Origin of the sequence: Bradyrhizobium sp. Cp5.3, from assembly GCF_000426265.1 — a bacterium.
Lineage (GTDB): Bacteria > Pseudomonadota > Alphaproteobacteria > Rhizobiales > Xanthobacteraceae > Bradyrhizobium > Bradyrhizobium neotropicale.
In genome coordinates, this window is the sequence record NZ_AUFA01000037.1 from 53,124 (window position 1) to 66,623 (window position 13,500).

At 63.9% G+C, this 13,500-nt stretch carries 7 protein-coding genes and 1 pseudogene; 7 read left to right on the forward strand and 1 reads right to left on the reverse strand.

Going from position 1 to position 13,500, the window contains the following annotated elements; genetic code table 11:
- The first annotated feature begins 2 nt into the window (after nucleotides 1–2).
- From K289_RS45970 to K289_RS0132780, 5 genes are all read left to right on the forward strand, one after another.
- A complete protein-coding gene (locus K289_RS45970) occupies nucleotides 3–839 on the forward strand; it encodes an SDR family NAD(P)-dependent oxidoreductase (RefSeq protein WP_051311044.1) in 837 nt (278 codons plus the stop codon).
- Nucleotides 836–1,582 (forward strand): SDR family NAD(P)-dependent oxidoreductase, encoded by a 747-nt coding sequence (locus tag K289_RS0132765; protein WP_027555320.1) that lies wholly within the window; start codon nucleotides 836–838, stop codon nucleotides 1,580–1,582. The genes K289_RS45970 and K289_RS0132765 overlap by 4 nt, the downstream gene beginning before the upstream one ends.
- 2 nt (nucleotides 1,583–1,584) lie before the next feature.
- A complete protein-coding gene (locus K289_RS0132770; RefSeq protein ID WP_027555321.1) occupies nucleotides 1,585–3,312 on the forward strand; it encodes an FAD-dependent oxidoreductase in 1,728 nt (575 codons plus the stop codon).
- A complete protein-coding gene (locus K289_RS0132775) occupies nucleotides 3,309–3,923 on the forward strand; it encodes a glutathione S-transferase (RefSeq protein WP_027555322.1) in 615 nt (204 codons plus the stop codon). The genes K289_RS0132770 and K289_RS0132775 overlap by 4 nt, the downstream gene beginning before the upstream one ends.
- Before the next feature lie 178 nt (nucleotides 3,924–4,101).
- Nucleotides 4,102–4,314 (forward strand): hypothetical protein, encoded by a 213-nt coding sequence (locus tag K289_RS0132780; protein WP_027555323.1) that lies wholly within the window; start codon nucleotides 4,102–4,104, stop codon nucleotides 4,312–4,314.
- Between the two features lie 5 nt (nucleotides 4,315–4,319).
- On the opposite strand, the gene K289_RS0132785 is transcribed toward K289_RS0132780, so the two are convergent.
- Nucleotides 4,320–12,674: an Ig-like domain-containing protein gene (locus K289_RS0132785; RefSeq protein ID WP_027555324.1), complete on the reverse strand. Its 8,355-nt coding sequence runs from the start codon at nucleotides 12,672–12,674 to the stop codon at nucleotides 4,320–4,322.
- Between the two features lie 110 nt (nucleotides 12,675–12,784).
- On the opposite strand from K289_RS0132785, the gene K289_RS50895 reads away from it, so the two are divergent.
- Nucleotides 12,785–13,084, forward strand: a complete 300-nt coding sequence (locus K289_RS50895) for a hypothetical protein (protein ID WP_145927670.1) — start codon at nucleotides 12,785–12,787, stop codon at nucleotides 13,082–13,084.
- A 175-nt stretch (nucleotides 13,085–13,259) separates the two neighbouring features.
- Nucleotides 13,260–13,500: pseudogene (locus K289_RS0132790) on the forward strand (IS256 family transposase); the annotation flags it as partial.

Consider the following 13,500-nt stretch of genomic DNA (forward strand, 5'->3'; position numbering starts at 1 on the left):
TCATGGCCGCTCGATCAGGACGCTTCGCCGGCAGAGCCTTTCTCGTGACCGGCGCGGCACGCGGGATTGGTGAAGCCGTCGCCCGCCAGCTCGCCAGCGAGGGTGCGGACGTCGCGGCAGCGGATCTCGACACGGCGGGCCTGTCGGCGTTGCAGGCCTCGCTGCAGGCCCTGGGCGCGCGGGTGATCGTCAAAAATCTCGACACCCGCGACGCATCCGCGACCAACAGCTTTGTCGCGGATGCGGTGCAACATCTCGGCCGGCTCGACGGCGCCATTCCTTGCGCGGGTATCGCACGCACGGCAGCCGCGGAGACCATGGACGACAAGACGTTCTCCGACGTGCTCGATATCAATCTGAAGGGCGTCTTCTACACCTGCCGCGCCGTCGGCGAAGTCCTGCTCGCGCAAGGCCGCGGCGCGATCGTCACTATCGCCTCCATCACCGCCAAGGGTGGCCAGCCCGGCCGGGCGAACTACGCCGCCTCGAAATGGGGACTGGTCGGCCTCACCAAGACGCTGGCCGTGGAATGGGGCCATCGCGGCGTGCGCGTGAATGCGGTAGCGCCGAACGGTGTCGATACGCCGATGATCCGCGACGGCATTCCACCTGCCTTTCTCGATGACGTCATGCTGGATCGCACGCCGCTTGGCCGGCTGGCGCAGCCGGCGGAGATCGCCTCGGCCATCGCCTTCCTGCTCAGTGACGAGGCCTCCTACATCAACGGCGCCGTGCTCGAGGTCGACGGCGGACTCACCGCCGGTTTCCTGACCCACCGCCACGGAGCTGATTTCGCGCGCGCCGGCGCCAATCCAAAAAACATGGAGAAGAAACCATGACAGATCCCTCAGCCCAGCCGCCGCTTGCGCTCGTGACCGGCGGCGCGCGCGGCATCGGCAAGGCGATCGCCGCACGGCTCGCCCGGGATGGTTTCGAAGTTCTGGTCGTCGATCTCGATCGACCGGCGGCCGAGGCCTGCGCCGCCGAGATATCCACGGCCAGTGTGACATCGCGCGCAGCAGCAATCGATCTGCGTCAACAGGATGCGATCGCGGCGCTTATCGCCAAGGAACGGCCGCTGTCGGCCCTCGTCAACAATGCCGGCATCTTCGACGAGCGCGGATTCTTCGATCTCACGGCGGAGGATTTCCGCCGCATGTACGAGATCAACCTTGTCGCCCTCTTCAACCTGTCCCAGGCGGCTGCCGCGCGCATGCAGCCCGGGGCCAAGATCGTCAACATCGCCTCCCGCGCCTTTCTCGGCGCGCGCAACCATGCCCACTATGTGGCCTCGAAGGCAGCCGTCGTCGGCTTGACGCGCGCAAGCGCGATGGAGCTCGCCCCACGCGGCATTCTTGTCAACGCGGTCGCGCCCGGACTGATCGATACGCCGCTTCTGGCAGCGCTTGCGCCCGAACGCCTAGCAGCGCAGCTCGCGCTCCAGCCGACCGGAAGGGCCGGGCGGCCGCAGGATATCGCGAACGCCGTCTCCTTCCTGGCCTCGCCCGGCATGGATTTCATCACCGGCCAGGTCCTGCTGGTCGACGGCGGCAAATCGCTTGGCGGAGGCCTGGGAATCTAGACATGTCAGCAGCTCAGGCCTCACAGCATTTCGATGAAGAGCACGACGTCGTGGTCGTCGGCTCCGGCGCCGGCGGAATGGCGGCCGCCCTCACCGCGGCACACCATGGCCTCGATGTTCTCGTCATCGAAAAGACCGACAGCATTGGCGGCAGCACTGCTGTGTCCGGCGGAGCGGTCTGGATTCCCATGAACCCGCACAGCCGCGAGGTCGGGGTCGAGGACAGCCGCGAGGCCGTGCTCGCCTATCTCCAAGCCATCCTTGGCAATCGCATGCGCCGCGACATGATCGACGCGTTCCTCGATGCCGGCCCGCGCATGGTCAGCTTCATGGAGAGCAACACCGCCCTGCGCTTCGTCCCGCGCGCCGTCTCACCCGACTACCAGTCGAATCTGGAGGGAGCATCGACCGGCGGCCGCACCATCGATCCGGCGCCGTTCGACGGCCGGGAGCTTGGTGAGAATTTCAACCTGCTCCGGAATCCGATCGCCGAGTTCCTGGTGTTCGGCGGCATGATGGTCGGACGCAAGGACATCGACAGCCTGCTCGGCATCCGCTCCTCCTGGGCCAATTTTCGCGACTCCACCAAGCTGCTGCTCCGTTACGGGCTGGATCGCCTGCGCTATCCGCGTGGCACGAGACTGCTCATGGGCAACGCGCTAGCTGGCCGCCTTTTGAAATCCGCGCTCGATCGGAAGATCCCCCTGCGCACGCGAACGGCAGCGGCCAAGCTGCTGCTGGACGGGCCACGCGTCGTCGGGCTCGAGGTCGAGCGCGACGGACTCATCTCCCGCATCGGCGCGCGACGAGGCGTTGTGCTTGCAACCGGCGGCTTCCCCGCAAACGCCGCCATGCAAGCCGACATGCTGCCGCATGCCGACCAGCACTATTCGATGGCTCCGATCGGCAACACTGGCGACGGCCTCAAGCTCGCACGCGAGGCCGGCGCATCGATCGAGACCGACAATGTGGGCAACGCGTTCTGGACCCCGGTCTCGGTCATGCGCGACCGCGACGGCCGCGATATCCGCTTCCCCCATCTGATCCTTGACCGCCAGAAGCCCGGGGTGATCGCCGTCAACCACGCCGGTCGACGCTTCGTCAATGAGGCGATCTCGTACCATGAGTTCGTCGAGGCCATGCATCGCGCTCATGAGAGCGAGCCGACGATCCCGGCTTATCTGGTCTGCGATGCCAGTTTTCTGCGCAATTATGGTCTCGGCCTGGTGCGGCCGGCCGCTCGTTCCCTGTCGCGCTTTCTCGACAGCGGCTACCTCGTTGCCGCCAACACGGTCGCCGAGCTGGCGCGCAAGCTCGGCGTCGATGCGGTCAACCTTGCCGCAAGCGTTGCCCAGATGAACCAGGCTGCCGCCAGCGGTCACGATCCTGCGTTCGGCAAAGGCAGCACGGCCTATAACCGCTATCTCGGCGATCCCGCGCACCAGCCCAACCCCTGCCTCGGGCCGATCGAGACACCGCCGTTCTACGCCGTGCGGGTCTTCCCCGGCGACATCGGGACGGCTGCCGGTCTGAAGACCGACGCAAAGGCCCGCGTGCTGGACGACGAGCGCCGTCCCATTCCAGGGCTGTTCGCCTCCGGCAACGACATGAACTCGATCATGGCCGGCGCCTATCCGGGTGCCGGGATCACACTCGGCCCGGCCCTGACCTTCGGCTACATCGCCGGACTTGAACTCGCCAACGCCACACACGATGAGGCGCAACCGTGAAGATCTACTATTCGCCCTTTTCACCGTACGTCCGCAAAGTGCTGGTCGCAGCGCACGAGCTTGGCCTTGCCGGCCGGATCGAGCAGCTTCCGAGCGCGGCTCATCCGATCAATCGCGATCAGACCATCATCGCGCACAACCCGCTTGGCCAGGTACCGACCATGTTGCTCGATGACGGGACGGCTCTCGCCGACAGCCGCGTCATCTGCGAATATCTCGACGATCTTGCCAGCGGCGAAAAATTGTTTCCGAAGGTGCCGGCGCAGCGCTGGCGTGCCTTGGCCGATCAGAGCACCGCCGACGGCATTCTTGCCGCCGCACTTCTCTCGCGCTACGAGCTCGCGGTGCGTCCTCCCGAAAAGCTCTGGCAGCCCTGGCTCGACGGTCAGCTGGACAAGGTCGAAACCTCCATTGCCGCGATCGAGAAGGCTGCTCCTGCGTTCGGCGAGCGCGTCGATATCGGCACAATCAGCTTCGCCTGCGCTTTCGGCTATCTCGACCTGCGCTTTCCCGATTTCGGCTGGCGCTCGCGCCATCCGCAATGCGCCGCATGGTTCGCTGGCTTCGAGGCGCGGCCGTCGATGCAGGCAACGCGCCACCCGGTTGGCTGAGCCAGCGGTTACATGGTCACCGTCGGATCCTCGGCCGTGAACTTCAACTTCAACGCCGTCGGCGCATCGCAGACGGGGAATGGATCGTAGCCGCTTCAATATACCCGCCCCGGAGTGTGAGTGCAGCTCGCACTGTCACCCACACGCCGGCTCATTCCGTGGCTTCGCACGAGAAACGTTGCCGGCGCTAAGCAGCGACATCCCGCTGTTGAACATTCGGCCGAGTGCCGAGCGCTACATCGCGGGCTACGACATCGCGATCTTCAGGAACGTGGCGGCACAAGGCTCTTGTGAATCAGTGCTGTCGATCGATGAAACCTCGGCGACGCAGCAGGCGCCCTGCCCTGCTGCGAAGCCCGTGCGCAGATTGGCTCATGGTTTTTTCCGCTGATCACGTCAAACGAGATGATAGTGGTTCCAATTCACGTCTGCATTCGGAGTGGTCGCGATGTGAGCTAGATCGTGCTCTACATGGGCCTCTCCCATTCCAGCACCTGCCCCGGGCGCGTGAGGGCTGCTCCCAGCCCCAGACGGATCACCATGGAAATGCAACAGATCCTGCCACTGGATGCCTGCGATGCTCGTATGCTCGACATTGGCAAACTGAAATCCGTCGCTTCCAGGCGTGCTAGTGTTCGGCGTGACAGGCGGATCGTAGACGATCACGCCGGTGCCGCCGTCGGTGGTGAAGCTGAAGTTCTGCGCGACGTAGGTGCCGTTGAAGTGAAGCGTCGCGGTGCTCGCCCCGTCACTGAGTGTTAGCGTATTGCTGGCGGCGTCGAACGACTCCGTGAACGATCCGGAATTGTAGTTGATGTCCTTCACATCAATCTGATCCGAACCTGCCAGGGTGCCATCGCCGGTGAACCCGTTGATCAAGCCGGCAAAGCCGGCACCATGGTCGATGATGACAGACCCGGTCGAGCCCTGGAAGGTCAGGTTGGTGGTCGATGCGACCGTCGAGCCGAACTCGAGCTGAGCACCGGTGTCGATGACAACGCTGCCGGTGCCAGTGACCGCGCCGTTGATGTGAAGCGTGCCGGCGGTCACCGTGACGTTGCCGTCATCGACGAGATTGGCGTTGATGGTGCCGGCACCGCTCAGCGACGCGGAGCTGCCGACATGGACGGCACCGGCGACGGTGGTGGCGCCGGGCCCGATGTCGATCGCGCCACCATGCGTGACGGTCAGGGTCGCCGAGCTCGAAGAAGACCCCAAGCCCAAGCCCTGCGTGGTGACGACCGAACCCGCGCCATCCACGGTCAGCGATCCCGTGCTGCCGGCCTGGTTGGCGAGCTCGATGAAGTTCGACGTGAGAGTGCCGCCGTTCTCAACGGTGGCGATGGCCGCGCCGGCGTCACCGACCGTCAGGTTGTAGGTGGTCAGGCTCGCGGCATTGATGTCGAGCGTATCGGTGACGCCCGCATCGAAGTGGACGCCGACCCCCATGTGAGTGGCGTTCACCACCGCATGGTCGGCGATCGTTAGCGAGGCGGTGCCATCCACACCGACGCTAATATCCTGGTTTGTGCCGGAGGTGAAATTGGCCGTCGTGCCAGCACCGGTGATGGTGACTGTTCCGTGGCTGCCCGCCGCAACAGCGATGTTGAGGAGCGTGGATGTCAGCGCAGCACCGGCAGCGATCGTCATATTGCCGGTGGCAGTGTTGCCCACTGCCATACCGATCGAGGTACTGGCCGCCGTAATCGCCGAACTCGCACCCGACGCGGTGATGGTCCCCTCGTCATCGAGGAAGCCGGTGAGCCAGGTCGCGCCGGCGTTGTTGTTGAACGTGCCTGTGAAGCCGCCGGTCGAGTTGGTGTAGACGTTGCCGTCGATCTGCCCATTGTTGTTGATGGTGACGGTAGAGCCGCCGGTCTCGGTGATGGCCGGCGTCGAGCCCGCTGTCGCTACTGATCCGATGGTGCCGGAGTTGGTGATCGTCACCGTTCCGGCGGCGTTCTCCGCGACGTTGATCGCGGATCTATTAGCCGCACCGACAACCGTCCCGGTGTTGATGATGGTGACCGAGCCGGTCGCCCCGGCACTTGCCTGTTGGGCGTTGATGCCGGAGTTCGCGGTGGCGGTGATCTGACCGTCATTCTCGATGGTGATGGAGCCACCATGGTTGGTGCTCGAGAAGATGCCGGTTCCCCCGGTCAGGAAGCCGCCGTTGGTGACACTGACATTGCCGCCATCAAGCGCGTTGGCGTTGATGCCATTGGCCTGGTTGCCGCTGGTCGCGCCCGTGATCGATGACGTGGCACCGGTGGTGACCGTCACATTGCCGGCGCCATAATTGTAGGCGTTGATGCCGGAGCCGGCCGCAGCCACGATCGTGGCGTCGCTCTGCACCAGCACGTTGCCCGCGACGGCGCCGTTGGCCGAGTTCGAGCCGTTGGGGGAGTAGCCGGCGACGATGCCGCCGGGCGTCGAGCCATTCGGCGTCAGGAGCGTTCCGGAATGGATCGTCCCGTGGGCGATCACGCTCACGCTGCTGGTGGCGTCGTCCGTGCCCGACTGGCTCTGCGCGTTGATGCCCGAGCTGCCGCCGGTGATGTAGTCGCCTGCCGAAGTCGTCACGCTGACGCTGCCGACCCCGTTGACGAATGCCTGGATGCCGAAGATCGAGCCGCCCGAGATCGTCGCATTGGCCCCGACATTGACGGCGACGCTACCGGTCCCCTTGCTGTTACCGAAGGCGCCGATGCCGTATTGCGCGCCGGAGACGGAGGTGCCGGCGGCCTCGTTCACGGTTACATTGCCGTTGCCGTAATTGTAGGCGTTGATGCCGTAACCCGCCGCGGCGGTGATGTTGCCGTTGTTGTTGACGGTGACAGTGCCGTTGACGCTGGTATTGGCGATGCCGACGGTGCCCGGACCGCCGGTGGTGCCGTAGTAGCCGGCGGCAATGCCCTGGGGCTGCGAACCACTGGGGTTGAGAGTCGTGCCCGAATTGATGGTGGCGTTGTTGGTGACGTTGATCACGCTGTTGGCGCCGGTCCCGATCGATGTCGCGAAGTTGACGAGGCTGATACCTGCGCCACCGGAATTGATGGTGTTGCCGGCGTCCGTCACCACCGATGTGCTGCCGGATCCATATTGTTCGGTGCGAATGCCGAACTGCACCGTCGCGGCTACGGCTCCGCCCGCCTCGACCGAAATACTGCCGTTGCCCTTGTTGACGACATCGATGCCGTCAAACGCGCCGCTGACGCCGCCGGTCGCGGTGACGGCGATGTTGCCGGTGTTGGCCGCATTGAGGTTTTCGGCGAGCAGGCCGATCGAGCCGGTGCCCTGCCCGGTCACGCTGCCGGTCGCATTGACGGTGACGTTGCCGGTCCCGCTCGCACTCTCTTCCGCAGTCACGCCGTTCCCGGACTGGGTCGTGACGCTGCCACTCGGGATCACCGTGATGTCCCCGGCCCCATTCTGAATGACCTGGATGGGACTGCCGGCAACGTTGAATCCGCTCAGCGTGACCGCGCTCGTACCGGCCACCGGCGTGAACGAATTGCCGGCCGCATCAGTGTTGACCGCCAGCGAAGACGTGATGGGGCCGTCTGTCAGCGTGCCGAGGTTCGCCGTATAGCTGGTCTGTCCGCCGGAAACGGCGACCGAGACCTTGTTCGCACCGTCGGTGAAGGTCACCGTACCGGTGTCGTTCGGTTCGAGCCCCGCAACGGTGAAGCTGAAGATCGCGGAGCCCGCCGTGTTCACGTTGGTGTTGGTGACGTTCAACCCGAGTGCCGCCTGCTCGCCAGTGTCCTGATCGACGATATAGGTCGCACCCGTGTGCGTGCTCTGATCCTTGAAAGCATTGCCCGCAATATCCTGAACAGCGCTTCCGGTGAAGCTCAGCGTCAGGGTGCCATCGCCGACGCCGACCCCGGTGTTGACCGAGATGGTGTACTGCGTGCCGTTGCTGCCGGCGACCGGCGTGATACCGGCAATCGACGCGCCCACTAACCCCGTCGTCGCGATGCTGAAATCGCTCGCACTCACGCCAGTGACCGGATCGGAGAACGTCAGCGTGTAATGCACCATCGTGAAATTGTTCGGCGAACCATCCGTCGGCGTCAGGCTCACGAATGTCGGAGCAGCCGGCGCGACACTGCCCACATGCTGTTGTGAGGCATCCGACGTCACGCTGGCGGCCGTGGTATTGTTGGCAAGCGTCGTCAAATCAGTGACACCGGACGTCGCCTGCTGAAGCTGCGTTGAGGTCGTGCCCTGCGCCACGATGGACGTGGCGCTGACGCTGGTGAGAAGAGCCGCCGTGGCGGTGGTGCCGGTGCCGCTGTTCGCAGCGGCGGCCTTGTCCGTTGCCACATTGACCGACGTCACGACGCTGGCGATCGCCGCGGTCTGGTCGCTCGTCAATGACGACGTGCCCGAAGAAGCCGAGGCAATCGTGCTGCTGACGACGGTTGACACCAAATCGGTGCTGGACAGATCGAGCGGTGCGCTGGTCGTGGCGATTTGCGCCGCGAGGGCGGAGAAGGCGCTGCTGGCCGCAGAGGAGAAGTCCGACGCACCGGTGCCGGCAACGGCCGACGCGACCATCGAGACGGTATTGAGCACCTTGCTGGCGGCGACAAAGGCGCTGCTGTCGCCGGCATAGGCGGCCGCGACGGTGTCGAGGTTGGTCAGGTTGACCGTCGGATCGAGCCCAAGAGCCTTGGCGACGGACTGCGAAGCCGCTGCGACATCTCCCCCTTTGGCCGCTGCGACCGACTGCACCAGCGTCGTCAGCGGGGTCACCTGTGTCGACCCCGTCGGCGCCGTCATCACTCCCGTGAATGCGAGGCCGGTCGCGGTATCGGTACCGCCGACCAGCACTAGCGTGCCCGTTGTCGTTCCGGCACCCAGCGTGAAATGACCCGATTCGTCCGTTATTCCCGAAGCTTCACCTGCATCAAGCTTGCCATTGCCGTTGGTGTCGGCGAATACGGTCGCACCCGTGATGTAGCCGTCGATGACGTAGCCCGATGCGGGGCTTACGGTCACGACGTGGCTGTTGCCGGCGTCAGCGACGTTGCCGGCCTCGTCGGTCGCCGTTGCGTGCAAGTTGTTGTAGCTGCCCTGCGCAAGGGTCGTGGCCAGCGCCCACGTGCCATTCGAGACGGTCGCCGGGCCGAGTAGCTGACTCCCGTTGAAGACCTGAACCTGGGTTACGCTGACATTATCGGAAACCGCCCCCGACAGGATTATTCCACCGTCGGACGAATTCGTACCGGACGAGTCCGTCGGATGAGCCAGGGTCACGCTGGTGAAGGTGATGATCGGTGCGGCCGTATCGATCTGGAAGCTCGTCGTTGCGCTGGTGTTGGCTGCGCTCGTGCTGTTTCCGGCTTCATCCGTCGCCGTCGCACTCAAATTCGCGTAGGTGCCGTCGGCGAGGTTCGACGTCAACGTCCAGGAGTGGCTGGTGTTGTCGATGACAGCGTTGCCCAGCAGCTGAGAGCCGCTGAACACCTGAACCTGCGACACCGTCACGTCGTCCGCGACGGCGCCCGACATCGTCACGAGGTTGTTGCCGGTAATGCCGTCGTTCGCGACGCCGGTGTCGACGTAAGACACCGTTCCAAAAGCGATCGACGGCGGCGTGTGATCGACTTGAAACGTTTGCGTTGCGTCAGAGTTCGCTGCCGTTCCGGTATTGCCGGCCTCGTCGGTCGCGGTCACGCTGAGATTGCTGTAGACGCCCGCCGGCAGATTCTGTGTGAGGGTCCAAGTGTGGCTGGTGTTGTCGACGGTCGCGTCGCCCAGCAACTGCGCGCCGCTGAACACCTGGACCTGCGACACCGTGACGTTGTCGCTGGTCGTGCCGGAGAGCGTAACCGTTCCGTCCTTGGTGAAGCCGGCTGTGCCGGTGTGGTCGTAGGAAACCGTGTCAAACGTGACTGACGGCGCGGTGGTATCGACCACGACAGTCGCATGGCCGGTGGTGGTCGAGTTGGTCGCTGCGTCCTTGACGACAGCCGTGAAATCATGGCCGCCCTCCGTCAGGTTGGCGGCCGTGTAGGTCCAGACGCCGGGGCTGCCCTGTGTCGCGTTGGCGAGGAAGGCGCCGTTGTCGTCGATCTCGACGGACGCGACGCCATCGGCATCGCTCGCGTTAACCGTGATGGTCTCGGTCGTGGTGTTGGTCGCCCCGGAGGCCGAGATAGCAATCGTTGCCATCGGCGCCGTGGTGTCGACCGTGACGGTTGCCAGATCGGTCGTTTTGGTCTGGTTGCCCGCGGCGTCGGTGATCACGGCGTAATACGTGTGCGCGCCATCGCCGAGGCCCGTCGCGTTGTAGGTCCAGGTGCCGTTGCCGGCGCTTCCAGCGCTCAGGGTTGCACTGCCGAGCGGCTGCGCCTTCCCCTCTTCATAGATCGCCACCGAGGCGACACCATTGATGTCGCTCGCACTCACAGTGATCACGTCGGTGGTCGATTGCGTCAGTCCCGAAACGGACTCCGAGTCCGAGATCAATGCCGGCGGCGTGGTATCGACCGTCACGGTCGCAAGATCGGCCGTCTTGGTCTGGTTGCCGGCCGTATCGACGATGACGGCGTAGAAATTGTGCGCACCGTCGCCCAGGCTGCCAGTGCTGAAGCTCCACGTCCCTCTGCTCGGAGTACCGCTGCTCAACGTTGCGGCGCCGAGCGGCTGCGCCGTCCCCTCTTCATAGATCGTCACCGAGGCAACGCCGTTCGCGTCAGTCGCGTTAACCGTGATCGTTTCGACGTTCGACTTCGTCAGCCCCGGGGCGGATTCCGAGTCCGATATCAGTGTCGGCGGCGTGGTATCGACCGTTACCGTCGTCAAATCGGCCGTCGTGGTCTGGTTGCCGGCAACGTCGGTGATGACGGCGTAAAACTTGTGCACGCCGTCTGACAGATCGGTCGCGCTGTACTTCCAAGCGCCACCGTTCAAGGTTGCGTTGCCGAGCAATTTATGCGTCACGTCATCGTAGATGGCCACAGAGGCGACGCCATTGGCATCGCTGGCCAGGATCGTGATGGATTCGACTTTTGATTGCGTCAGGCCCGAGACGGATTCCGAATCCGAAACGAGCATGGGAGCCGTGGTATCGACCTGAAAATACTGGGTCGTGCTGGCGCTGACCGAAGTGCCCGCGCTGTCGGTCGCCTGGACATTGAGCTGATTGTAAGTGCCGTTCACAAGGGGCGTCACCAACGACCACCTATGGTGGACGTTGTCCACCGTTGCCGAACCCAGCAGCGTATTGCCGTTGAAGACCTGAACCTGCGATACGGTCAAATTGTCCGTCACGGTCCCGGACAGCGTCACATTGCCATTGTTGGTGATGTGGTCACCCTGCACGCCCGTGTCGGTGAACGACACCGTGTCGAAGGTGACCTTTAGCGGTGTGGTCACGTTGAGCTGAATGGTTTCCGTCACCGACGCCTTAATTCCGGCCGTATTCGTCGCCGTGACCGTCAGGCTTGCCGAGGTCGCACCTCCCGCCTTCAGCGTCAGGCCCGTGAGCTGCGCCGGTGTCAGCGTCCAGCTCCCGTCCACGTTCTTGGTGCCGGCCGAGAGCAAGGCATCCGAGGGCACACCCTTGATCGTCAGCGAAATGGTGTCACGGGAATCGAACGGTGTTTCCGTGATGCCGAGGGCGATCGTGGTGCCGGAGCCGACCGTCAACGACGTCGGTCCCCCCAGCGTCGGGGCGACAGGATTGACCGTCAGCGCGATCGTCTTCGTAACGAAGTTTCCGGTCGACGTGTCCGTCGCCGTGACGGTCAACGTTCCAGCCGTCACCTCACCCGCCTTCAGCGTCAAGCCGGCAAGCTGGGCCTGGGTCAAGGTTGCGCTGCCGTTGACGACGGTGATGGCGCCGGCGGTGTCGCTCAACGTCACGCCGGCCGGTATTCCCGATATCGTCACCGATATGTTCGAGGTGGAGCTGACAAAGGAGAAATCGCTGGCGGTCAGGCTGGAAAGGCGCACGCCACTGAGGTCGATGGTGTCGGACGCATCGCCGGTGATGATGGTGTCGTTGCCGATCTGCTTTGCCGACGCCATCACGGCCGCGAAATTCGCAAATTGCGCGGTGCTGAGCTGGATCACGTCTTTGCTGGTGTTGAAACCGACGATCGTCTCCTTGCCGAATCCAAAGCCTGACGAAGCGATGCCGAGCGCAAGCGCAACGGTGCCGTCCTCATTGACCGATAGGCTGGTCGGCGCCGTCTGCGCCAATTGTGCCGACGACGGCAGGACGAACGTATCCTTGCCGGTTCCGACGACGACCAGGTCGTTCTGACCAAGATGGATGGTATCGTTGCCGTTGCCGGCGGTGATCACGCTGTTGGCGCCTGCGGTCAGCGTATCGTTGCCGTTGCCGACCACGATCACGCTGTTGGCGCCGACGGTCACCTGATCGTTGCCGTTGCCGGCCGTGACGATGCTGTTGTTGCCCACACTCAGCGTGTCGTTACCGTTACCGACGACAATCACACTGTTCGCGCCTGCCGTGACATGATCACTGCCGTTGCCGGCGGTGACGAGACTGTTGCTGCCTGCGGTCACCGTATCGTTGCCACTGCCGGCCACGACCACGCTGCCAGCGCCGACCGAAATGGTGTCCGCGCCATTGCCGGCAGTCACGATGCTGCCGGCGCCCGCTGTCAAACTGTCGTTGCCGTTACCGGCGACGATGACGCTGGAGTTGCCGTCGATTACGCTGGCGTTCTGGTTGCCGACGATGCTGATGACGCCGTCATTCGACATGTAATACCCCTAAAATAAATGGATCTTTTCATTTGAGATGCGGCGTTCGCCGTCGCCGAAACGGATGGATGCTCGCCGCGAGGGAGCAGCGGCGAGCAACTGGAAGGCCAATGCCTTTGCAGGTCCGCGCCAAAATCGATCGCGCGGCCTCTCGCCTGGAAAAGACGACGCACAGAAAAAGCGGTAAAATAAAACCGCGCGACTTCGTCGTCGCGGCCGGCAGTCAAAGTTGCAGGCTCGCTTCGAGCGGCATGTTTTGCCAGAAGCGGCAGGTCTTCAGCCGAAGACATCTCTCGGTTGTGGGAAAAAGGGGCGGAAACGCATTGTCGCAGTTCCGAAAACCTTTCGGCGCCGCAAGACGTCATCCAACCCCGCTCCCCAAACGCGCCAGCCCCGGCGCAGCTTTTTGACGTTTGTTAGCAATAGCTTAATTGCCGAGAGGAGCCGTTGTCAGAAATGTAATTAATATGTAACTGTGAGACATTGGGGGATGTCCCGGGTTCTGTTGAATTTCTGAAGAGGTCGGCGTTGCCCACCTTGAGCCGGTAGGCTCGGGGTGCTGATTCCACAAAGGAGAGCAACGCCATGACGAGAGATATCACACCGGCTGGTTCGCCGGCGACTGGGGCTGTGGACGAAGCGTTTGCAGAAGTGCGGGCGAGCTTTGATCGGTTCTGCCTTGCGGCGGGGATCGAGGCGCTCGGCACGATGATGGAGGCGGATGTCACGGCGGCCTGCGGGCCGCGCCACGGTCGCGATGCGGCGCGGCGGGCGCACCGTTGGGGCCGAACGCGGGGACGGATCGGCTTCCACGGCGGCAAGATCG

Excerpts from the sequence above, each read along its gene's own strand:
- K289_RS45970 (WP_051311044.1), top strand. The coding sequence starts at position 3 with ATGGCCGCTCGATCAGGACGCTTCGCCGGCAGAGCCTTTCTCGTGACC.
- K289_RS0132765 (WP_027555320.1), top strand. The coding sequence starts at position 836 with ATGACAGATCCCTCAGCCCAGCCGCCGCTTGCGCTCGTGACCGGCGGC.
- K289_RS0132770 (WP_027555321.1), top strand. The coding sequence starts at position 1,585 with ATGTCAGCAGCTCAGGCCTCACAGCATTTCGATGAAGAGCACGACGTC.
- K289_RS0132785 (WP_027555324.1), bottom strand. The coding sequence starts at position 12,674 with ATGTCGAATGACGGCGTCATCAGCATCGTCGGCAACCAGAACGCCAGC.
- K289_RS50895 (WP_145927670.1), top strand. The coding sequence starts at position 12,785 with ATGCCTTTGCAGGTCCGCGCCAAAATCGATCGCGCGGCCTCTCGCCTG.